A 20261-nucleotide genomic window follows, 5' to 3' on the forward strand; every position below is an offset into this window, starting at 1 on the left:
AGGGGGTATCGGGGGATCGGGTGGGGATTCGAAGTCGTCGTGGCCGAGGAGGACTGGATATGAGTGTCGATGTGGCAACCGAACCCGCGCCCAGCGAGGACGCGGCCCAGGGGAAGGAGGGGCGCACCGCGCCGGAACATCCCGTCGTCGGCTGGCTACCACGGGTTTTCCGGGACAGCGCGATCGTGGCCTACCGCAATCTGCTCACCATCCTGCGGGTGCCGACCCTGCTGGTGACCGCCACCATCCAACCGCTGATGTTCGTGTTCCTGTTCGCCTACATCTTCGGCGCGTCCCTGGGCGGCAGCCAGTACCGCGAATTCCTGCTGGCCGGAATCTTCACGCAGACAGTGGCGTTCAACGCCGCCTTCACCACGGTCGGGCTGGCGAACGACCTGCAGAAGGGCATCATCGACCGGATGCGGACGCTGCCCATGTCGCGGCTGGCGGTGCTCATGGGCCGCACCCTGTCCGATCTGGTGGTGAACATCCTCGCCCTGAGCGTCATGGTCGGCTGCGGCTACGCGGTGGGCTGGCGCATCAACGGCGGAATCGCCGACGCCGTACTGGCTTTCGCGGTGATCCTGCTGTTCGCCTTCGCCATGTCCTGGGTCGGCGCCCTCACCGGACTGCTGTCGCCCAGCGTGGAGGTGGCCCAGAGCGCCGGACTCATCTGGCTCTTCCCGCTCACCTTCATCTCCTCGGCGTTCATCTCCGGCGAGACCCTGCCCGGCCCGCTGCGCACCATCGCCGAATGGAATCCCATCACCGCCGTGTCGGCGGCGGGGCGCAAACTCTTCGACAACGGCGCGCCCCCGACCTTCGTACCCGCCGACGGCTGGCCCGCCGACCACTGCATCGAATACGCGGTGCTGTGCTCGCTCGGCATCCTCGCCGTCGCGGTCCCGCTGGCCCTGCTCCAGTACCGCAAGGTCGCCAGCCACTGAGGCACCGGGCGGCCGTGCGCGACCGCTCGCACACCGGTGATCGTTTGGCATCGCGATTCATGGGTACCTCGGCGCAGACCGGCGTCGATCGAGGAGGGACCCGTGACGACCGACTCGTCGAGCGAGGTGCGCGAGCTGGTCGCCGCTCGGCCGTATCCGGCGCGGCTCGCGCCCAAGGGCTCACGACTGTGGCGACTGCTCACCACCACCGATCCCAAACTGCTCGGGATCATGTACCTGACCACCGCGACCGCGTTCTTCCTCATCGGCGGCCTGATGGCGCTGCTCATGCGGGGCGAGCTGGCCCGGCCCGGGCTGCAATTCCTCTCACCCGAGCAGTACAACCAGCTGTTCACCATGCACGGCACCATCATGCTGCTGTTCTATGCCACCCCGGTGGTGTTCGGGTTCGCCAATGCGGTGCTGCCGTTGCAGATCGGTGCCCCGGATGTGGCGTTTCCGCGGTTGAACGCGCTCAGTTACTGGCTGTACCTGTTCGGCGCGACCATGGCGACCGCCGGATTCGTCACCCCCGGCGGTGCGGCCGGGTTCGGCTGGACCGGCTACACCCCGCTGAGCCTGATGACGAACTCGCCCGGGGTGGGCGCGGATCTGTGGATCATGGGACTGGTCGTCTCGGGACTGGGCACCATCCTGGCCGCGGTCAATATGCTGACCACGGTGGTGTGCCTGCGCTGTCCGGGCATGACCATGTTCCGGATGCCGCTGTTCGTCTGGAATATCGTCGTCACCAGCGTGCTGGTGCTGCTCGCCTTTCCCATCCTCACCGCCGCGCTGCTGGCGTTGGCCTACGACCGGCATCTGGGCGGGCACATCTACGATCCCGCGAGCGGCGGCGCGATTCTGTGGCAGCACCTGTTCTGGTTCTTCGGACATCCCGAGGTGTACATCGTCGCGCTGCCGTTCTTCGGCATCATCAGCGAGATCATCCCGGTGTTCAGCCGCAAACCGCTGTTCGGCTATGTCGCGCTGGTGTACGCCACCCTCGCCATCGGTGGACTGTCGGTGGCGGTGTGGGCGCACCACATGTTCGCCACCGGTGCGGTGCTGCTGCCGTTCTTCTCCCTCATGACCTTCCTGATCGCGGTGCCGACCGGCGTGAAATTCTTCAATTGGATCGCGACCATGTGGCGCGGGCAGCTGACCTTCGAAACGCCCATGCTGTTCGCGGTCGGTTTCATCGTCACCTTCCTGCTGGGCGGTCTGTCGGGAGTGATCCTCGCCAGCCCGCCGCAGGACTGGCATGTCACCGATACCTATTTCGTGGTCGCGCACTTCCACTACGTGCTGTTCGGCACGATCGTCTTCGCGACCTTCGCCGGGATCTACTTCTGGTTCCCCAAGCTCACCGGGCGGCTGTTGGACGAGCGTATCGGCCGCATCCACTTCTGGACCACGTTCATCGGCTTCCATCTCACCTTCCTGGTGCAGCACTGGCTCGGTAACGAGGGCATGCCGCGCCGCTACGCCGACTATCTGCCCGACGACGGCTTCACCGCGCTGAACACGATCTCGACCATCGGATCGTTCGTGCTGGGCGTGTCGATGGTGGCCTTCGTCTGGAATGTGTTCAAGAGCTACCGGTACGGCCAGGTGGTGGGCGTGGACGATCCGTGGGGATCGGGCAATTCCCTCGAGTGGGCCACCACCTGCCCGCCACCGCGGCACAACTTCCACGAACTGCCCCGAATCCGTTCCGAGCGACCGGCTTTCGAACTGCACTATCCGCATATGCGCGAGCGCATGCGGGTGGAATCGCATGCGGGCAGCCGTTTCCGCGCGGGCGACGGCGAACACGACGAAGGCCCCCACGCCTAGGCGAGGGGGCCTTCGAATCGGAACGCGTCAGCCGCGCCGACGGTTCTTGAGCAGTTCCATCCGCTCCTGGAGCAGCTCTTCGAGCTCCTCCTTGCTGCGGCGCTCGAGCAGCATGTCCCAGTGGGTGCGCGGCGGCTTGACCTTCTTGGGCTCCTGCGTGGTGCCCTCGAGGAGCACGCCCTCCTGGCCGTTGCGGCACAGCCAGGTCGGCGGGATCTCGGCGTCGTCCGCGAACGGGACGTCGAATTCCTCACCGTTGTCGGTCCGGTACCGCGCCATCCGACGCGGCGCCAGGTCGTGGTCGCGGTCGGTCTCGTAGCTCACCGCTCCGAGCCGACTGCCTCGGAGTACGCGATCTGCCATGGGTGCGGTCCCTTCTCGCCTGTCGGCAACGTTAACTCGGTGTCGACGCCTTACTGGAGCATCAACGCTTCGGTGGACGATTCGGTTCCCGTGGGGAGAACCCGACTATTCTACTCGCTGCGGCATCGGCCGGGTTATCGGCGTGCCCCTCGCCCATCCGGGCGGTGCTGAGCGCTACTCTCTCGACTCATGTCGCGCCGCCAAGGGTCGTCGTGTTTGTGGTGTGGTCGGGAGATCGGCGAATCCGAGGTCGGGCGACGCCGACGATACTGTCGACAGTCCTGCCGCCAGCGCGCCTACGAACATCGGAACAGCGTGAAGGGCACCGGAATTCCCGAGGATTCGGTGGTGCTGTCGGCGCAGGAGGTGTCGGATCTGTCCGACCGCTGGTTCGCCGCCCGCTGCGCCGCCGAGGATGTGGCCACCGCCGTCGCCGAGGGTGCGGATCAGGCCGAACTGACCGCGCTCACCGCCCAGCTGGTGGCCTTGGCCCGGGACGCCGAACGGCTGCGCTGAGCCGCCCCACCGGAAGGGGTACGGTCGGCGCGGCCTCGATCTCGGGCAGCACCGGCCGCGGTCGCCGCGCCCGGGCGCGCACCAGGGCGAGTGCGGCCCCGGTCGCGGCCGTGAGCACCGCGAACGCGGCCAGTGTGGCGGTGTCGGGGCGGGTCACCGGCTGTCCGCGCAGCGCCTGCCACAGCAGCACCACCATGCCGCCGGTGTAGGACAGCGCCAGTACGCCCACGAGGTGGGCGCGGGTGCGCTCGGTGCGCAGCCACGGCACCCGCGGCGCGTACCGGGCGAGCAGGACGGCGGCCAGGATGAGCACCTGGATGCCGTGCATGCCGAGGAAGTGCGGGATGCGCAGATCCCCGCCCTCGGTGCTCCAGCGCAGCACCGGCACCCCCGCGCCCACGCCGTCGCGCACCGGGGGATCGCCGGGCATGACGGTATGTCCCGCCCCCAGCTCCACCGGACGGCCGTAGGCGTCGGTGACCCGCTGCGGGCCGGTGCCGCCCACCAGATAGGCCATCGCCATGCCGAGCACCGCGATCCCCAAGCCGGCCGAGATGGCCCGCGAGGTGGGTCGGTCGGTGACCCGTTGCCACGAAAGCATCACCGCGATAACCAGATTCGCGCCGAACAGGCCGAGCACCCCGGACATGAACACGGTCTGTCCGATGGCGTTGACCGCATCGGTCTGATTGTTGAAGTGGCTGAAGGTGCCCCGCGCGGCCTGCACCACGATGAATCCGACGTCGACGATGCCGGTGACGGCGAATGCCGTACCCATCCACCACGTGACGCGACTGCCGCGGTGCGGGAACGACAGCAACCAGGCCAGCGTCGCGGTGTAGAGGACGAAGGCGAGTCCGAATTTGCAGGGCTTCAACCAGATCGACTCGCCGAGCAGTCGACGGTCGTCGACGACCATGGCGCACAGGGTGACGACCACGAGTACGGCCATGACGGCCGTGCACGCGAGCAGCGGCCGGTGCGGGCGGCGGGTACCGAGTGTCGGGGGAGCGGCGGGCGAGGTACTGGGCATGGGGCCGACGCTAGGTTCGGGTCGCCGCGCGCCGGGTCCCCCTGGGGAGCCGTTCGCCTCTGGTACCCGGGTATGACGACGCCCCCGGCGGTACCGGGGGCGTCGTCGATTCGTCTGTCCGCCCGATCGTTTCGGCAGCCCCTCATCGGCTGTCGATCCGCGGCGGATCGGTGCGGGCTGCTAGCCGACGCTCACACCGCGGGCGGCGAGCCACGGGTGCGGGTCGATCGGACCGGCGTCGGTGTGCACCTCGTAGTGCAGGTGCGGGCCGGTCGAGTAGCCGCGGCTGCCGACGGTGGCGATCACGTCACCGGCGCGCACGTGCTGGCCGACCGACACCAGGATGTCCTGCATGTGGCCGTAGACGCCGATGGTGCCGTCGTCCTGCTGGATGCGCACCCACAGGCCGAAGCCCGAGGCCGGACCGGCCTCGATGACGGTACCGTCGGTGACGGCGGCGATCGGCGCGCCGAAGCCGTCCGCGAAGTCCAGACCGGAGTGCATGGCACCCCAGCGCATGCCGTAACCGGAGCTGAGCGGGCCGGCGACCGGTCGCACGGTGCGCGGCCGGTGGTCCTGGGCCATCCCGTTGAGCAGGTCGTCGATCTGCGGGGGAACGGGAATGAAATCGGGGATCTCGATGCCGCCGACATTGGCGACCGGACGGATCTCGTGGGCGGGCGCCTCCTGCTGCGGCGCGGCGGTGAGCTTCCCGGCGGGGGTGCCGTCGGCCTGTTGGTCGGCGGCGGCGAGCACGGACAGCGAGGCCCCGGCAATCGCGGTGACGGCCACGGCACGAGTTGCAGCGGCCCGGTACCGGCGCAGTGCGCGGCCCTTTGATAACGGAACGGTTACGGGCATGGCACGAACGTACGGGAGGCAAACCCCGGAACCGAAACCTTGTCGTTACCGTCACAGCGCCGCAAAAGTCCAGTTGATATGTCACAGTCAGATAACGACACGCCGGTAATTTCGAAATGACGTTGGGAAATGCCGAAACGGGCGATCTTGACCGACACGCCGTGCGCGGCGCACACTATGTAAGTGCCCGCTAACGGAGTTCGGGTGCTGGTCGCGCTCGCCGACCCCACCCGCCGCACCATCTTCGAGGCCCTGCCGCAGGGGCCGCGCTCGGTCGGCGAACTCTCGGCGATCTCCGGGGTGAGCAGCTCCGCGGTGTCCCAGCACCTCAAGGTGCTGCGCGAGGCCCGCCTGGTGATGATGCGCGCGGCGGGTAACCGCCGCCTGTATTCCCTGGACCCGCGCGGGCTCGCCGACGCCCGCGACTATCTCGAGCAGTTCTGGCCCAGCGCCATCGCCGCCTACTCGGCGGCACTGTCCACGGCCAGCGCGGATATGGCGGACGGGGAGAGTTAGGCCGCTCGCGTCCGGTCAGCCGACCCGGCGATACGCCTGCGGGCCGCGCCGCTGTTCCATCCCGGGCGCGGGCCACGTCCGCTTGTGCAGCTGCTTGTCGACCGCGTTGATCACCTCGGTGGTCCCGATCTTCAACAGACCCGGATCGGGGCTGGTGGCGTAGGGGTCACCGAGCTGTCCGGCCCACAGCACCACGTGCCGGCCCAGCAGATGCGGCGGTGGGCCGCTGCGCGAGGGCGGATTGGGGCCGAACAACAGCACGGTCCGGGTGCCGAAGGCGGTGGCCAGATGCGCGACGCCGGTATCACCGCACACCACCAGGGACGCCTCGGCGACGGTGGCGGCCAATTCGATGAGGTTCTGCTCCCCGGCGAGCACCCGTGAGACCGGCAGGCCCGCCCGGGTGGCGATCCCGAGGGCGATATCGCGCTCGAACTCGTCACCGGTGAGCACCACCTCGCGCCCCTGGACCAGCAGATGCCGGACCACGGCGGCGAAACGGTCCGGCGGCCAGCGGCGGGCGGGTGCGCCCGCGCCGACGTGCACCACCACGCAGTCGCGGTGGCTGGTGGTGGCGACCGGGGGTACCAGGCCCAGATTGCGACGGTCGGCGGTGATCCCGTCGGTCTCGAGCAGATGGCACCAGCGGTCCACATCGTGCATATCGGGTTCCCATTCCGGTCCCGGCAGATCCGGGAAGGCGGGGTTGCGGTAGGTGAGGATGCGTTCGGGTTTGGTGCGGACCAGCTCGACCAGGCCCTCGGGGCCGTGACCGTCCAGATTGACCGCCAGGGCGGGCGGCGGACCGTCCCAGCGCATCCCGGTCGGGCCGGTGATCGGCACCATCTCGTCTACGGAGGCGATCAGATCCACGATCGGTTTCAACCGGTGCGGGGCCGCGAGTGCGATGTGGTCGCCGGGCCTGGCCCGGCGCAGCGCGCGCAGCGCCGGGACCGCGGTGAGGAGATCACCCAGTCCGCGTGCGCGTAGCACGAGTACAACCGCCACCCTCAACTCCTCCGACCGCGCTGGTGCCCATGGGTCCGACCCACCCCCGCCGCACACGGACCGATGTGAGCCACTTGGAGTGGACTACCCGGCGCGACCCGACGCGAAACGCGACATCGGCCTTGTTGTGGCGGACCCGGCAGTCCGGTACGGGACCTCCGGTCTCGTACCGGAGCACTTGGGCCCTGGGGAGGCGGTTGTGCTCGTAGTTTGCTGGGCTGATCGACCGGACGACACGAAAGGGCGATCATGACGACAGCCGCGTCCGAGGCGGTGACCGGGAATCCGGCGCCGTTCACCTGGGTCACCGCGTTCTCGATGATCGTGTTCTGCGCGATCCTGTGGGCGATCGTCCGCTATATGCAGCAGCACCCCCGGGCCTCGATGTGGGTGTGGGGGCTGTCGATACTCACCTTCCCCCTGTGGATCTGGGGGCCGGGCCGCGATATCGGCCTGGTCAACTGGTTCTCCTGGGCCAAGATCCTGTCCGTGCTCATCCCGCTGACCATCGTGGGGGCGATGCGCGTCGCGGTGGCCGAACAGCGGTCCGGACGAGTGTGGGAACTGCTGCGCGACCCGCGGTTCCTCTGGTTTCCCTACGGCATCCTGTTCCTCAATATCGCCGAGGCGACCCTGCGTGACGCCCAGATCGGCAACTACTGGAACGCCGCCGTCGGCCTCGGGCTGTGCCTCACCATTCCGTACACGCCGCGATTCTGGGAGATCACCGCGAACGGCAACGCCGAACTCATCGCCTACACCACCGTGGCCTGGAACTTCGTCTACACCTCGTGGAACCTGTGCTTCACCTACGGCGGGTACCCGCCGCAGGAGGAGCATTTCGCGGGCAGCATCTGCATCCTCGCGGTCGCCGAGATCTACCCGCTGGTCATGCGGCGTCCGGAGCTGTACATCATGGCCCGCATCTACACCCTGCCGGTACTCATGCTGGTGATCGGCATCTACAACATCTTCCCGACCGTCATGCCCTCGGACGGCTGGTTCGACGAGCGGGTCTGGCTCGTGTGGGGTGCGGTCAATGTCGCCCTCATGGTGCCGATGGTGTTCTGGCACACCTGGCAGCTGCACACCGGGCGGGCCCTGGTCACCTTCCGGCGCGGACGGGCACGCGCGGAGTTCCTCGCGCGCCACGGTGACGCCGTCGACCAGTTCGTGGCGCTCGGCCGGTCCCTCGATGCCGGTACCGGTGCGCGGAGGCCGGACCGTCCGTCCGTGACCGCCTGATCCGGTCGACGCGCCCATGCGTACTACCGACTGTCGTTGACCCCGGATGATCAACTACCGTGTGTATCCATGGATTTCGTCTACAACCTCGTGGTCGTGGCACATCTGCTGGGCATGGCCGCGGTGGTCGGCGGCTACGCGGCCGGACAGCCGCGGGTGTCCGAGCTGATGGTGTGGGGAGCCCGCCTCCAGCTGGTCACCGGGGTCATCCTGGTCGGCCTCGCCGAATCGATCGATTCGCTCGGCAAGGATCCCAATATGACCAAGATCGGCATCAAGCTGGTGGTCTCGCTCGCCGTGGCGGCCTTCGCCGAGATCGGGCGGGCCGATGCCAAGCGGGGCAAGGCGGTGCCGTGGATGACCCACGCCTCCGGAGGGCTGGCCGTGCTGAACGTGTTCATCGCCGCGCTCTGGACCTGATCGACGGCGTGCTCCACCGACCGGCCCGGGGGCACGACGGCCCCGGGCCGGACGGAATCCTGCCCGCTAACCGGCCGCGCGCAGGGGTTGTCGCCGATCGGCCGCGCGATCCAGCGCGATGCGCAGCCCCGTGCGGCCCTCGCGGCGGTAGGCCGCCCGCGCCCGCGGCATGATGCGCAGCGTCTCCGGCAGCAGCAGCCAGGTGCGCGCCACCGCGTGCCGGAAGGTGTCGAAGGCCAGCTGGTTGGCGCGGGTCCACCGGTAGCCGTACAGCTCGCGGATGTGCGGCGGCAGTGTGCCGACCAGCACATGCCGCCACGCCTCGCTCGCGCTCGGCGCGAGAATCCGCCACAGTGCCGTCGGTAGCCACGGCTGCGGCATATCGGCCGCGCTGTCGAAGTAGTCGATGAGTGCGCGGGCCGACGGCGTCGGTTCCAGGACGTGCTCGACCGTGTGGTTCCAATAGTCGAGGAAGTCGTCGTAGGTGGCCGGGACGATGCGTGTCGACATGCCGTACATGCCCCACCAGCGCACCCCCTCCGCGTACACGGCGGCCTTCTCCTCGCGGGTGTAGGGCCGCCGCGCGAACAGGTCGCGGGCCCGCCACGCGGTGTCGATGAAGGTGGCGTGTGCCCAGAAGTAGGTGTGCGGGTCCAGCGCGTGATAACGCTCCCCGGCAGGCATGGTGCCCTTGATATCGGAGTGGAAGTCGCGGATTCGGGCGGCGGTGCGCAACGACTCGGGTCCGTCGAAGATCATGCCCTGGATCTGCGGCACCGACCGGAACAGCCGCTCCCACGGCTCGTTGAAGAAGTCCGAATGCTGCTCCACGCCGCGGCCGAGCGACGGATACATGAGCTGCAGCAGGCCCTCCATGGGCGCGAGCAGATATCCGCGACGGTCGCCGTACGTCTCGTACAGCAGCGATCCGGGTCCGAAGCGCGGCGCGTCCGGGTCCATGGGCCACCTCCACATTGAGGATGAGAGAATTATTGTCACTATCTCTCACGAGTAGGGGTGCGTCAAGCGGCCGTGTCCGTTCGCTGTCGGGTGTCGTATCCCTGGAATTCCTTGCTGTCCCACCGGATTCGGGACGTGAGAACGGGCCGGTCATGAGTGGTTTCACGTGGAGCCGACTCGATGCGGACGTGCGCGAAAGGCATTGCTGCACAGTGTGCATCGCTGCCCTGTCGGTCGGATCGAGTCGGCTGCGGTCGGCTCCTCGATCGGGAGGGCCAGGTCAGCGGCGGTTTCCGGCCGCGTTCGAACTGTGCTGCCGGGCGAGGGTTTTGGCGATCTCGGTCGCCGCGACCGCCTGTCCCGCCATGGAGAGGTGGATGCGGTCGGCGCTGAGCCAGTCGGGTCGCCGTCGCGCCGGATGGTCCCAGAACTCGGTCACCATGGCCTCGTGCCGTGCCGCGATGCGACGGATGGTCTCGGCGAAGGCCACGAAACGTGGTCGCAGCACGCGCATGTGGCCGGTGAAGGCGTCGGCGAAGGTGAACAGCGACAGCCGCGCCCCCGTGGCCGTCAGCGCCGCGCACAGCTCGTCGAGATCGCGCTCCACCCTCGCGAGATCGGCATCGGGCTGGAGTAGGTCGTTGCCACCGCAGCTGAGATGGACCAGATCCGGACGGAAGTCGAGTACGCGCCGCAACTGACCGTCGCGGACCGTCGCGATGCTCGCGCCCATCACCGCGGTATTCAGGTACTCGGCCTCCGGATGGGCCGCGCGCAGCGCCCGCGCGAGCCGCTCCGGCCACGGCAGGGTCTCGTAACCCGGCCACGGATCGCCGGTCCCCGCCGCGGTGGAATCGCCGAGCACGGCGAATCGTCGCCACGGCAGCGGTGCGAGCAGATCGCGGATGGCCTCGGCCGACAGCACCATGGGGTCGTCGGCCTCGGTCGTCACGTGTCGATTCATCGGGTGATCTCCTTGCTGGTGGTGGGCGACTTTTCGATGCGGGAAGGAAAACAGAACGTACGATCGTTCGTATTTATGAACGTACGACCGATCGTTCATTTCCGCAAGGGGATGAAAGGATGGAGCCATGGCCGATCAGACGGAGATCTCCGATCAGCGACTGCTCAAGGGCGCGCGCGCACGGGCGGCCATCGCCCGGCACGCCGCCGATGTCGCCTCCGCGGAGGGTTTGACGGGACTGAGCCTCGGACGGCTCGCCAGCGATCTGGGATTGAGCAAGAGCGGGGTCGCGACCCTGTTCGGCAGCAAGGAGAATCTGCAACTCGCGGCCGTGCGCTCCGCGCGGGAGGTGTTCGTCGACACCGTCGTGCGGCCCGCGCACACCGAACCCGAGGGCTGGCCCCGCCTGCGTGCCCTCATCACCCACTGGCTGGACTACGTGCGGGAACCGGTCTTTCCCGGTGGCTGTTTCCGGGTGGCCGGAACCGTGGAGTTCGACTCCCGGCCCGGGCCGGTCCGCGATGCGCTCGCCGCCGACCGTGACGACTGGTTCGCCCTGCTGGAGCGCGAGATCCAGCGCGCCCAGGAGCAGGGATACATGACCGGGCGCGACCCGCACCGGCTGGCCTTCCAGCTCGACGCCCTCGTCGGAGCCGCCAATGTGGCCGCCCGCCTCGGCGACGAGACCGCCGTCCCCACCGTGCGCGCGATCATCGACGAACTGCTCGGGGCGACGCCGGAGCGGTGACGCTCACAGCGGCGGTCGATCGGCTCGCCCCGGACCGCCGCCGCTCAGGCCGCGCGCGGGGCGTACATGATCACGGCCACGCCGATCAGGCAGATGAGCGCCCCCGCGATATCCCAGCGGTCGGGGCGATACCCGTCGGCCACCATCCCCCAGGCGAGCGAGCCCGCGACGAAAACACCACCGTAGGCGGCCAGGATGCGGCCGAAGTTCGCATCCGGTTGCAGGGTGGCGACGAACCCGTACAGGCCGAGCGCGATCACGCCCGCCCCCATCCACACCCAGCCGCGATGTTCGCGCACACCCTGCCAGATCAGCCACGCGCCACCGATCTCGGCGATCGCCGCCAGCCCGAACAGCAGAATCGAACGCACAACGGTCATGGGCACGCACTGTACGGTCCGAGGCCGCCGCGCCCGTGTGCACGGTCGGGGCCGTGTCGCCGCACCCGCTGCATGGTGGCAGCGGGTGCGGCGACCCGGCTCACGCCTCGAACAGCGGCTGGCCCAGATAGCCGCCGGGTGCGGACACACCCGGCGGGATGGCGAACACCGCCGATCCGATCGGTGTCGTCCACTGGTTGAGCGCGTCGAATTCGGCCAGTCGCTGCTGCACCGGCAGGAACTGGGCGTCGACATCACGCTGGAAGCAGGCGAACAGCAGACCCGAATTCGAGACGGTTCCGGGTGCGGGCGCGTCGTCGTAGTTGTAGCCACGCCGCAGGAACCGTTCGCCGTCGTGGGTGTGATGGGCGCGGGCGATATGCGAGGACGGCGGGATCACCGGAATGCCGGTGTCGTCCACCGCCGCGAAATCGGCCTCGTCGAATTCGCGGGTACCGGTGAGCGGCGCGCCGTTCGACACCCGGCGGCCGACGGTGAGCTCCCGGGCGTCATCGTCGAGTTCGTCCCAGGTGTCGAGATTCATGGCGATGCGGCGCAGCACCATGGAGGTGCCGCCCGCCAGCCACGCCCGCCGCGCGCCGTCGTCCCACACCAGCCGGTCCATTTCGACGCCGGGTGCGATATTGACGGTGCCGTCCACCTGGCCCATGAGATTGCGCATGGTCTGGCCCTTGGACGCGTTGCGGAATCCGCGCTGCACCCACCGCACCCGCACCAGTGAGGTGACGTTCTTGCACAGCACCCGCACCGCGTGCGAGACCGTGGTGGCCTCGTCCGCACAGATCTGCAGCAGCAGGTCCGCCCCGGTGTAGGCGTCCTCCAAGCGGTCGATGGTGAACGGCGGCAACGGTTTCAACCACTCCGGCCGCTGCCGGTCCAGCCCGGCGGCGGTGAACAGGCCCGGCCCGAAACCGACCGTGATGGTCAGCCGGGCGGGCCGGGCCGCCAGCTCCGCCTCGGTATCGGCCAGTGCGGGCCGACCCTGGGTGAGCCGTTGCGCGTCGTCGGTCCAGATCCGCAGCAGGCCGACGATGTCCTCGCGGTTCACCCCGGGGGCGAGGTCGAATCCCACGAACGCCGCCTGATCCTGCGGTGCGGTGGCGATACCGGCCTGATGGACGCCGAAGAACGGCACCGTCTCGGCCGCCGGATCGTCGTGGTGGTCGCGATGGGTGAGCGTGGCCGCGCCCCACCCGAGCCCGGCGGCGCCGGCCGCCGCGGCGCTACCGCCGAGCAGCCGTCGCCGGGACAGCCGGGTGGGGCGCGGTAGCGGCCGCTCAGCCACCGTGCGCGGGGGCCGTGGTCGCACCCGACGGCTCGTAGTTCTCCTTACCGCCCACGAAGTCGCGCACCTGCGCGGAGACGGTGGTGCTGGAACCGTCGGCGAAGGTCAGCGTGATCGGCGTTTCCGCGCCGGTGCGCAGCGGCTCCTTCAGTCCGATGAACATCAGGTGCTCACCGCCCGGCTTCAGCGTGGCCGACCCGTGCGCGGGAATGGTGAGCCCGCCTTCCTTCTCGCGCATGGTCTTGTCGCCCTGGGCGTCGGCGACCACCTCGTGGATCTCGACGGTGTTCGAGGCCGGACTGGACGCCGCCACCAGCGTGACGTCCTGATCGCTCGAATTCTCGAGCACGCCGAACGCGGCGGACATCCCGCTGTCGGCGGCCTTGATCCACTGATCGCTCATCCGCACTGCGTCGGCGGACGCGGCCGGGGCGTCGGAGGAGGACGAGGAACAGCCCAGGGGCAGCAGGGCCAGCGCGGAGACGGCGGCCACCGCACCCAGGCGGCGGACCCTACCGGTCGCCCGGCTGCGGGCAGGGGGGAATACGGACATGACGGAACTCCGATCGTCGAAGGAAGAGTGATTCGCTCCGGCGAGAACCGCCACGATCCGACGAGGTAGCGCGCCGCGGGGGCGGGCCGCCGATGCGTGATCGCAGTCGACGCCGCTCAGCCGTCGGCGCGGGACATCCGAATCCGGAGTGGGGACCGCGTGGTCACGCGGGAGCGAGGGGGAGGCGTATCCGACGCGGCGGCCCCCGGCGTCCGACTCCGGAACTCACCAGCAGTCGCGCCGGTACCGGCCGCTCATCGAAGGCGACGGGCAGTACCCGTCCGGGTGCCACCGGCATCGGCCCGAGCGCGACGATGAACCGGCGCACGCTCGTCACGGCGCGCCGCAACCCCACCTCGGCCGCCCGAATCGCGAACGCGCCGACCGGAATCGCCACCAGATGCGCCGCTACCATGGCCGCGCTCAGCCCGTGCTGATGCTGCTGCGGAGCCAGCGACAGCGCTTCGTGCCCGACGCTCTGCCCGACCGCCAGCATGCCCATGGTCGACAGCACCCCGGCCCGCGGCCGCACCGAGGCCACCACCACGCCGATCAACCCGCACGCCACGATCAACAGCGCCAGCGCCGACCCCCCGACGTCAGTGCTCCCACCCCCGAGCCCGTGGGCGGCCACGGCCACCGCCCCCGACGCCGTACCGACGGCGGCCCCTCGCAGGCGCGCGGCGTGATCGGTCGGTGACAGCACCCGAACATGCTACCGACCTCGCCACTGTCGACTTCACCGCAGGCCGACCCGACCGGTCTTCCGGCTTGACACCCGGCGGCCGTCGCGGCCATGGCCGAGGTCGGCATCGACATCTCCGGCGAGTTCCCCACACCGTGGACCGAGGAGATCGTGCGGGCGGCCGATGTCGTCGTCACCATGGGTTGCGGTGACGCCTGCCCGGTCTATCCCGGTCGCCGCTACGAGGAATGGGTGCTCGACGATCCGGCCGGTGCCGATGTCGCCGCGGTTCGACCGATCCGCGACGAGATCGAGCAGCGGGTGCGGCGGCTGCTCGGCGAACTCGGTGTCACCGTCGCGGACCGACGCACCTAGTGTTGCGCGTCGAGTGTCTCCGCACGCTGGGCCGCGGGCGGATGCGGGTGGACCGGGGTGAGGGTGGGGCGTTTGGCGGTGACGACGTCGCCGGAGGAGCGGCCGCGTAGTCGACGCGCCACCCACGGCGCGAAATGGTAGGCGGTCCAACGGAATTCGGCGGCGAGCAGGGCGTCGATACCGCGCTGCTCCGGGGGTAGCGGGTCTCGCCAGGTGCTGTCCGCGCCGGGCAGGCGCAGGGTGTCGGCGAGGGCGCGGGCGACCAGGTCGTGGCCGAGCGGGCTCAGATGCAGGCGGTCCTCGGCCCACACCCGCCGATGGGTGGTGGCGGCCACCGGTTCGAAGTCCACCAGGGTGACGGCGTGGCGGGCGGCCAGGGTGCGCACGGCGGCGTTCATGGCGCGGATGCGGCCCGACAGCGGGCGTGCGATCGGGGTGATCGCGCCGATATCGGGATAGGTGAAGGTGACCACGTGCGCGCCCACCGCCCGCAGCGCGGTGATCATGGCCTCGATGTCGGCGAGGGTCGCGTCCATGGCGAAGGACGGTCGCACCAGGTCGTTCATCCCGGCCATGACGGTGGCCAGATCGGGGCGCAGGGCCAGCGCGGGGGCGAGTTGTTCGGCGCGGATGCGGGCCGCCAGCCGACCGCGCACGGCCAGATTGGCGTAGTGCACGTCCGGTGTGCTCGCGGCGAGCAGGGCCGCGAACCGGTCGGCCCAGCCGCGGAATCCGCCCATACCGTCGGGGTCGCCGATCCCCTCGGTCTGGCTGTCTCCCAGGGCGACGAAGCGGGTGAAGGGTGTTGGCGCGTGGAGTGTCCGGTCCATCGTCGCTCCTTCGAAGCGGGTGCGCGAACAGAATACGCAGGCGAGGGCGACATCGTCTCCACAAGATCTTCACATGCGGTGCGAACCATCTCCACGGCGACTGCATAGGGTCACCTGCATGGAACAGCAGCAGCGGGGCGGGCGGCGCATCCTCGTGGTGGAGGACGAGCCGACGATCGCGGAATCCATCGCGGTGCGGTTGCGCGCCGAGGGGTTCACCGTGGACCTGGCCCACGACGGGCCGGCCGCGGTGAGCAGCGCCGAACGCCTGGACCCGGATCTGATCGTGCTCGATGTCATGCTCCCCGGCTTCGACGGGCTGGAGGTGTGCCGGCGGGTGCAGGCGCGGCGGCCGGTGCCGGTGCTCATGCTCACCGCCCGCGCCGACGAGACCGATATGCTCGTCGGCCTCGGCGTCGGCGCGGACGACTACCTGACGAAACCGTTCTCCATGCGGGTGCTGACCGCGCGCGTGCACGCCCTGCTGCGCCGCGTGGACCGCACCGCCGAGCGCGGCGCCACCATCCTGGTCGGCGATCTGCGCATCGATGTCGACCAGCGGCGGGTGTGGCGCGCGGACGCCGAAACCCAGCTCACCCCACTGGAATTCGAACTGCTGGTGCACCTCGCCCGCCGCCCGCGCGCCGTCCTGGCCCGCGAACGCCTGCTCAGCGAGGTGTGGGGGTGGGCCGACGCCTCCGGCACCCGCGCGGTCGACAGCCATATCAAGGCCCTGCGCCGCAAACTCGGCGCGGATCTCATTCGCACCGTGCACGGTGTCGGATACGCGTTGGAGGCACGATGAGTCGCATCGGCGCGAGCTGCGCGGCCGGGTGGGGCGTCGACCCGGCACGTCTGCGCGTGACCCGCCGGGTCGTCGTGCGCTACCGCTCCGGTGTCGATGGCGATGTCACCGACGCAGCGCCCCCCGAGACCGCTGCCACCGCGAAAGCGCCCCGTGATTTCGCTGCCACGGGTGGAGCGGCCGGTGATACCCCTGCCACCGGTGGATCGCTCCGTGATACCGGCGGCACCGGCATCGGCGCTGCCGACCCAACCGCCGCCGCGGCCGCATCGCCGCGGGGAAACGATCCTGTAGCGGCGAATTCGCCCCGCCGCGCCGGGGAGTCGCGGGTGTGCGCGCGTCCGCGCCGGGAACGGGCGCGGTCGTGAGTAGCGCGGCGCGGCTGCGGGAGTTCACCGACCGGCTGGGGGAGCGGCTGCCGCGCCCGCTGGACCGGGTGCGGTCGATCAAGCTGAAGCTCGCGATTCTGATGGTCGGTTCGGGGGCGGTGGCGTTCGGGTTCTTCGCGGTGCGCATCGGCTGGCTGCCGCCGCGCACCACCATCGCCGCGACCCTGATCGCGCTGGCCCTGTCGCAGGTGCTGGCGCACGGGATGACGCGCCCGCTGCGGGAGATGACCGCCGCCGCCAAACGCATGGCCCAGGGCGACTATTCGCGCCGGGTGCGCGCCACCTCCCGGGACGAGGTGGGGCAGTTGGCGGAGGCGTTCAACCAGATGGCCGCCGATCTCGCCGCCGCCGACCAGCAGCGCCGCGACTTCATCGCCAATGTGTCGCACGAGCTGCGCACCCCGATCACGGCCCTGGGCGCGGTGCTGGAGAACCTGGTGGACGGCGTCTCCGAACCCGATCCGGCGACGCTGCGCACCGCCCTCGCCCAGACCGAGCGGTTGAGCCTGCTGGTCTCGGAGCTGCTCGCGCTGTCCAGCGTGGAGGCGGGCGCGGTGCGACTGGATATCGAACGGGTTCCGCTCGCCCCGCTGGTGAAGGAGGTCGTCGCCGAGGCCGAGGTGGTCGCCACCGCCGTCGACCGCGACACCCGCTTCACCGTCGACGTGGACCCCGACCTCACCGTGCTCGCCGATCCGGCCCGCCTGCACCAGGTGCTGATCAACCTGTGCGACAACGCCATCCGGCACGGTCCGGTCGGCGGTGAAGTGCGGGTCAGTGCGCGGCCGGGCCGCGGCCAGCTCACCATCGAGGTCCGCGACGACGGCCCCGGCATCCCCCCGGCGCAGCGCTCCCGCATCTTCGAACGCTTCACCCGCGGCGGCGCCACCGACGGCGGCGGCACCGGCCTCGGTCTCGCCATCGCCCGCTGGATCGTGGACCTGCACGGCGGCACCATCACCGTCGCCGACCCGGGCTCCCGCATCCGCATCACCCTGCCCGACCCTCGAATCACCACACCCAACTGACCCGCACTCGACCGCGAACCCGCCGCAACCTCGCGTCCGGGGCGGTCCCGCACACCCTGGGAGGGGATATCCATGCCGGAGAATCCAGCCGACGACAGCTCGACAGTGCCTGTCGAACAGAATGACTCGACCGCATCCGGCAACGGCCGCGAGACCGTTGCCGCCGAGCCGACCGTCGTCGCCACGACGGAATCGGACGGAGACCGGATCGTCGGTGCGGCGGCGGTCGAGCGGCATGCCGCATCGGCGGACGCAGCTCGCGCCGACTCACCGTCCGCCACCGTTGCGGCGACCGGACATCGCCCCGCGGTGGGCACTCCCGCATCGAACAGCGGTACGGGCGTCACCGGGACCGCGGTCGACTCCGCCGCGAAGCAACCCCCGACCGCTGCCCGGGTGGCGTTCCCGCGGGGCGTTCTGTCCGCCACGGTCCTGAGCGGTGTGGCGGCGGCGCTGTTCATCCCGCTGGACCGTCCGGGCATCGGCTGGCTGCTCACCGGACTGATCGTCGCGGCCGCCATCGTCACGGTGGACTACACGGCGCGGCGTTCGACGAACCGGTCCCGGCGGACGACCGGCGATGGTGCTCTCGCCGATACGGTGATCGAAGCCGTGGAGCGCGCCCCGGAATCCGACGCCTCGACAAGCACGGCCCAGCCGAAACCAGCCGAAACGTCGGGGTCCGCCGTGCGGGTTGCCGATTCCGAGCGCCCACCTGCCGCTGCACTCGCGGGCGGTGCATCCACTCGCACCACCGACGGGGCGGCGTCTTCATCGAACGTGGCTGAAACCCACATTCGCACAACAACTCCCACATCGGGCACTGAGCAGCCCGAGGTCGGGGCGGGCGCATCACCGTTCCGGTTCGGGGCTCGGGTGTGGTGGTCGGCGCTCGCGCTGGCACTGCTGGCGGTCGGTGCGTTCCGCGCCTCGGAATGGCTGTTCATCCTGTGTGTCCTCACCGCCGGTGTGGTCGCCTCGCTGGCCGTGGTGCGACGCTCCGCGCACGGTGTGGTGTTCGAGATGGCGGCCGTGCCGCTGACGGCGATGCTGTTCGCGGTGCCGTGGCTGTATCACGGGGTGACGCGGGTGCGGCGGGCTCGGATGTCCTCGCAGCAGCGGGTGTGGTGGTCGGCGCTGGTGACCGTCGCACTGCTGGTGGTGTTCGTACCGCTGCTGGCCGGCGCGGACGCGGTCTTCGCGACCCTGGTGGACGGTGTGCTGCCCAGTATGGACGCGGCCGAGCTGTGGCGGTGGGTGCTGCTGTTCCTGCTCGCGGCGCTGGGTACGGCGGGTGCGCTGTACCTACTGGCGGCCCCGCCCCCGGCCGCGGGCACGGTGGTGCGGCAGCGGGTGTCGCGGCGGCTGACACGGCTGGAGTGGGCGCTGCCGGTGGGCGCGCTGACCATCCTGTTCGCGGTGTTCGTGGGCACCCAGTTGGCGGTGCTGTTCGGCGGCGACGACTATGTGCAGCGCACCGCCGACCTCACCTACGCCGAGTACGCGCGCAGCGGATTCTGGCAGCTGTCGGCGGTCAGCGTCCTCACCCTCGCCGTCATCACGGTCGTCCAACGGTGGGCCGCCCGCGACACCGCCGCCGACCGGGCCTGGCTGCGGGCCGCGCTGGCGGCGGTGAGTGTGCTGACCCTGGTCATCGTGGCGTCGGCGCTGTCGCGCATGTGGACCTATCAGCAGGCGTACGGATTCACCGTGCTGCGACTGCTGGTGGAGGTGTTCGAACTGTGGATCGCCGCGGTCTACCTGCTGGTGCTGGCCAGTCTGGTGCGGCTGCGACAGGGGTGGCTGCCGCGCGCGGCGGTCGGCGCGGCCGCCGCCACCCTGCTGGCATTGGCGATCATGAATCCGGAACGGCTCATCGCCGACCGCAATATCGACCGCTGGGAAGCCGGAAAGAGCCTGGACACCGACTATTTGAACGACCTGTCCGCCGATGTGCTGCCCGCCGCGGACCGGCTGCCGGACGCGCTGCGCCGCGAGGTGGTCGGGCCGATCGTCCTGCGGCTCGACGACGACACCTGGCGGGACTGGAACCTGTCCCGCGCCAACGCCCGGTAGTTCGCTCAGGTGCGGCGCGGCGATGCGGCGTAGTTCGGGGTGAGCGCGGTGACCGAACCCAACCAGCGGCCGTCGCGCCGCACGAAGACGTTCGTGGCCCATTCATCGGCCCCGAACGGGTGCCCCTGCCAGGTGCCCGCATTGGTGCCGTGCGTGATGACCACCGCCGCATCGCCGAACACCCGCACCTCCAGCACCTCGAGCTCCATCGCGGTGTGCACCAGTTCGCCCGCCGCGACGAGCGTGAGGAACCGGTCACGGTGCCCGATCCCGCCCTCGGGACCCAACAGCAGCCAATCCGGAGTGGCGAACCAGCCGATCTTGTCGGCGTCGTTGTCGACGATGGCGCTCGCCCATTCGTCCATGATCGACTGGAATTCTCGCTGCGCGTCCATCCGGCAAGCCTCGCGCCGC

22 protein-coding genes and 1 pseudogene are annotated in these 20261 nt (G+C 69.9%); 11 read left to right on the forward strand and 12 right to left on the reverse strand.

Going from position 1 to position 20261, the window contains the following annotated elements; all coding sequences use genetic code 11:
* Positions 1-59: 59 nt before the first annotated feature.
* Together FOH10_RS12650 and ctaD are read left to right on the forward strand one after the other, a co-directional pair.
* The gene (locus FOH10_RS12650) at positions 60-947 is read left to right on the forward strand and encodes an ABC transporter permease (protein WP_143980847.1); all 888 of its coding nucleotides are present in this window, start codon (positions 60-62) and stop codon (positions 945-947) included.
* A 102-nt stretch (positions 948-1049) separates the two neighbouring features.
* On the forward strand, positions 1050-2786 hold the full coding sequence (gene ctaD / locus FOH10_RS12655; RefSeq protein WP_186000815.1) for an aa3-type cytochrome oxidase subunit I: 1737 nt from the start codon (positions 1050-1052) through the stop codon (positions 2784-2786).
* A gap of 27 nt (positions 2787-2813) precedes the next feature.
* On the opposite strand, the gene FOH10_RS12660 is transcribed toward ctaD, so the two are convergent.
* Complete coding sequence (locus tag FOH10_RS12660; RefSeq protein WP_029927898.1) at positions 2814-3149, reverse strand: RNA polymerase-binding protein RbpA; 336 nt, start codon at positions 3147-3149, stop codon at positions 2814-2816.
* A gap of 189 nt (positions 3150-3338) precedes the next feature.
* On the opposite strand from FOH10_RS12660, the gene FOH10_RS12665 reads away from it, so the two are divergent.
* Complete coding sequence (locus FOH10_RS12665) at positions 3339-3665, forward strand: hypothetical protein (RefSeq protein ID WP_029927897.1); 327 nt, start codon at positions 3339-3341, stop codon at positions 3663-3665.
* Here the strand turns inward: FOH10_RS12665 and FOH10_RS12670 are convergent.
* On the reverse strand, positions 3616-4698 hold the full coding sequence (locus FOH10_RS12670) for a hypothetical protein (protein ID WP_186000816.1): 1083 nt from the start codon (positions 4696-4698) through the stop codon (positions 3616-3618). The genes FOH10_RS12665 and FOH10_RS12670 overlap by 50 nt on opposite strands.
* A gap of 180 nt (positions 4699-4878) precedes the next feature.
* Positions 4879-5559, reverse strand: a complete 681-nt coding sequence (locus FOH10_RS12675) for a M23 family metallopeptidase (RefSeq protein WP_052373053.1) — start codon at positions 5557-5559, stop codon at positions 4879-4881.
* A 183-nt stretch (positions 5560-5742) separates the two neighbouring features.
* Between FOH10_RS12675 and FOH10_RS12680 the strand changes: the two genes are divergently transcribed.
* The gene (locus FOH10_RS12680; RefSeq protein ID WP_039809616.1) at positions 5743-6075 is read left to right on the forward strand and encodes an ArsR/SmtB family transcription factor; all 333 of its coding nucleotides are present in this window, start codon (positions 5743-5745) and stop codon (positions 6073-6075) included.
* A gap of 15 nt (positions 6076-6090) precedes the next feature.
* Here FOH10_RS12680 and FOH10_RS12685 read toward each other — a convergent pair whose 3' ends face one another.
* Positions 6091-7083, reverse strand: a complete 993-nt coding sequence (locus FOH10_RS12685; RefSeq protein WP_063821433.1) for a glycosyltransferase family 9 protein — start codon at positions 7081-7083, stop codon at positions 6091-6093.
* Between the two features lie 249 nt (positions 7084-7332).
* Here FOH10_RS12685 and FOH10_RS12690 point away from each other — a divergent pair, with 249 nt between their 5' ends.
* Together FOH10_RS12690 and FOH10_RS12695 are read left to right on the forward strand one after the other, a co-directional pair.
* On the forward strand, positions 7333-8328 hold the full coding sequence (locus FOH10_RS12690; RefSeq protein WP_186000817.1) for a hypothetical protein: 996 nt from the start codon (positions 7333-7335) through the stop codon (positions 8326-8328).
* Between the two features lie 69 nt (positions 8329-8397).
* A complete protein-coding gene (locus FOH10_RS12695) occupies positions 8398-8748 on the forward strand; it encodes a hypothetical protein (RefSeq protein WP_143980848.1) in 351 nt (116 codons plus the stop codon).
* A 66-nt stretch (positions 8749-8814) separates the two neighbouring features.
* On the opposite strand, the gene FOH10_RS12700 is transcribed toward FOH10_RS12695, so the two are convergent.
* Positions 8815-9708: an oxygenase MpaB family protein gene (locus tag FOH10_RS12700; RefSeq protein WP_186000818.1), complete on the reverse strand. Its 894-nt coding sequence runs from the start codon at positions 9706-9708 to the stop codon at positions 8815-8817.
* A gap of 280 nt (positions 9709-9988) precedes the next feature.
* On the reverse strand, positions 9989-10672 hold the full coding sequence (locus FOH10_RS12705; protein ID WP_244961929.1) for an SGNH/GDSL hydrolase family protein: 684 nt from the start codon (positions 10670-10672) through the stop codon (positions 9989-9991).
* Positions 10673-10799: 127 nt separating this feature from the next.
* On the opposite strand from FOH10_RS12705, the gene FOH10_RS12710 reads away from it, so the two are divergent.
* Complete coding sequence (locus FOH10_RS12710) at positions 10800-11420, forward strand: TetR/AcrR family transcriptional regulator (protein WP_143980850.1); 621 nt, start codon at positions 10800-10802, stop codon at positions 11418-11420.
* A gap of 44 nt (positions 11421-11464) precedes the next feature.
* Here FOH10_RS12710 and FOH10_RS12715 read toward each other — a convergent pair whose 3' ends face one another.
* From FOH10_RS12715 to FOH10_RS12730, 4 genes are all read right to left on the reverse strand, one after another.
* Entirely contained in the window at positions 11465-11800 is a 336-nt protein-coding gene (locus FOH10_RS12715) for a YnfA family protein (protein WP_039809622.1), read from the reverse strand.
* Positions 11801-11900: 100 nt separating this feature from the next.
* The gene (locus tag FOH10_RS12720) at positions 11901-13106 is read right to left on the reverse strand and encodes a Dyp-type peroxidase (protein WP_143980851.1); all 1206 of its coding nucleotides are present in this window, start codon (positions 13104-13106) and stop codon (positions 11901-11903) included.
* The gene (locus tag FOH10_RS12725) at positions 13099-13659 is read right to left on the reverse strand and encodes a copper chaperone PCu(A)C (RefSeq protein WP_143980852.1); all 561 of its coding nucleotides are present in this window, start codon (positions 13657-13659) and stop codon (positions 13099-13101) included. The genes FOH10_RS12720 and FOH10_RS12725 overlap by 8 nt, the downstream gene beginning before the upstream one ends.
* A gap of 163 nt (positions 13660-13822) precedes the next feature.
* Positions 13823-14365 carry a hypothetical protein gene (locus tag FOH10_RS12730; protein ID WP_143980853.1) on the reverse strand — a complete coding sequence of 181 codons (543 nt, stop codon included), beginning with the start codon at positions 14363-14365 and terminating at the stop codon, positions 13823-13825.
* Between the two features lie 69 nt (positions 14366-14434).
* Between FOH10_RS12730 and FOH10_RS12735 the strand changes: the two are divergent.
* Positions 14435-14719, forward strand: a pseudogene (locus FOH10_RS12735) (arsenate reductase/protein-tyrosine-phosphatase family protein); the annotation flags it as partial.
* Here FOH10_RS12735 and FOH10_RS12740 read toward each other — a convergent pair.
* A complete protein-coding gene (locus tag FOH10_RS12740) occupies positions 14716-15549 on the reverse strand; it encodes an SGNH/GDSL hydrolase family protein (RefSeq protein ID WP_143980855.1) in 834 nt (277 codons plus the stop codon). The pseudogene FOH10_RS12735 and the gene FOH10_RS12740 sit on opposite strands and share 4 nt — an antisense overlap.
* A 118-nt stretch (positions 15550-15667) precedes the next feature.
* On the opposite strand from FOH10_RS12740, the gene FOH10_RS12745 reads away from it, so the two are divergent.
* From FOH10_RS12745 to FOH10_RS35600, 3 genes are all read left to right on the forward strand, one after another.
* On the forward strand, positions 15668-16354 hold the full coding sequence (locus FOH10_RS12745) for a response regulator transcription factor (RefSeq protein WP_029927883.1): 687 nt from the start codon (positions 15668-15670) through the stop codon (positions 16352-16354).
* Between the two features lie 364 nt (positions 16355-16718).
* Entirely contained in the window at positions 16719-17771 is a 1053-nt protein-coding gene (locus FOH10_RS12750) for a sensor histidine kinase (protein WP_244961934.1), read from the forward strand.
* 105 nt (positions 17772-17876) lie between these two features.
* Positions 17877-19847, forward strand: a complete 1971-nt coding sequence (locus FOH10_RS35600) for a DUF4153 domain-containing protein (protein ID WP_244961936.1) — start codon at positions 17877-17879, stop codon at positions 19845-19847.
* Positions 19848-19852: 5 nt separating this feature from the next.
* Here FOH10_RS35600 and FOH10_RS12760 read toward each other — a convergent pair whose 3' ends face one another.
* A complete protein-coding gene (locus FOH10_RS12760) occupies positions 19853-20242 on the reverse strand; it encodes a nuclear transport factor 2 family protein (protein WP_143980856.1) in 390 nt (129 codons plus the stop codon).
* Positions 20243-20261 lie beyond the last annotated feature (19 nt).

The sequence above is a fragment of the Nocardia otitidiscaviarum genome, from assembly GCF_007362295.1.
Taxonomy (GTDB): domain Bacteria; phylum Actinomycetota; class Actinomycetes; order Mycobacteriales; family Mycobacteriaceae; genus Nocardia; species Nocardia otitidiscaviarum.

Excerpts from the sequence above, each read along its gene's own strand:
- FOH10_RS12670 (WP_186000816.1), bottom strand. The coding sequence starts at position 4,698 with ATGCCCAGTACCTCGCCCGCCGCTCCCCCGACACTCGGTACCCGCCGC.
- FOH10_RS12665 (WP_029927897.1), top strand. The coding sequence starts at position 3,339 with ATGTCGCGCCGCCAAGGGTCGTCGTGTTTGTGGTGTGGTCGGGAGATC.
- FOH10_RS12675 (WP_052373053.1), bottom strand. The coding sequence starts at position 5,559 with ATGCCCGTAACCGTTCCGTTATCAAAGGGCCGCGCACTGCGCCGGTAC.
- FOH10_RS12710 (WP_143980850.1), top strand. The coding sequence starts at position 10,800 with ATGGCCGATCAGACGGAGATCTCCGATCAGCGACTGCTCAAGGGCGCG.
- FOH10_RS12705 (WP_244961929.1), bottom strand. The coding sequence starts at position 10,672 with ATGAATCGACACGTGACGACCGAGGCCGACGACCCCATGGTGCTGTCG.
- FOH10_RS12760 (WP_143980856.1), bottom strand. The coding sequence starts at position 20,242 with ATGGACGCGCAGCGAGAATTCCAGTCGATCATGGACGAATGGGCGAGC.
- FOH10_RS12650 (WP_143980847.1), top strand. The coding sequence starts at position 60 with ATGAGTGTCGATGTGGCAACCGAACCCGCGCCCAGCGAGGACGCGGCC.
- FOH10_RS12690 (WP_186000817.1), top strand. The coding sequence starts at position 7,333 with ATGACGACAGCCGCGTCCGAGGCGGTGACCGGGAATCCGGCGCCGTTC.
- FOH10_RS12725 (WP_143980852.1), bottom strand. The coding sequence starts at position 13,659 with ATGTCCGTATTCCCCCCTGCCCGCAGCCGGGCGACCGGTAGGGTCCGC.
- FOH10_RS12745 (WP_029927883.1), top strand. The coding sequence starts at position 15,668 with ATGGAACAGCAGCAGCGGGGCGGGCGGCGCATCCTCGTGGTGGAGGAC.
- FOH10_RS12700 (WP_186000818.1), bottom strand. The coding sequence starts at position 9,708 with ATGGACCCGGACGCGCCGCGCTTCGGACCCGGATCGCTGCTGTACGAG.
- FOH10_RS12695 (WP_143980848.1), top strand. The coding sequence starts at position 8,398 with ATGGATTTCGTCTACAACCTCGTGGTCGTGGCACATCTGCTGGGCATG.
- FOH10_RS12715 (WP_039809622.1), bottom strand. The coding sequence starts at position 11,800 with ATGACCGTTGTGCGTTCGATTCTGCTGTTCGGGCTGGCGGCGATCGCC.
- FOH10_RS12740 (WP_143980855.1), bottom strand. The coding sequence starts at position 15,549 with ATGGACCGGACACTCCACGCGCCAACACCCTTCACCCGCTTCGTCGCC.
- FOH10_RS12660 (WP_029927898.1), bottom strand. The coding sequence starts at position 3,149 with ATGGCAGATCGCGTACTCCGAGGCAGTCGGCTCGGAGCGGTGAGCTAC.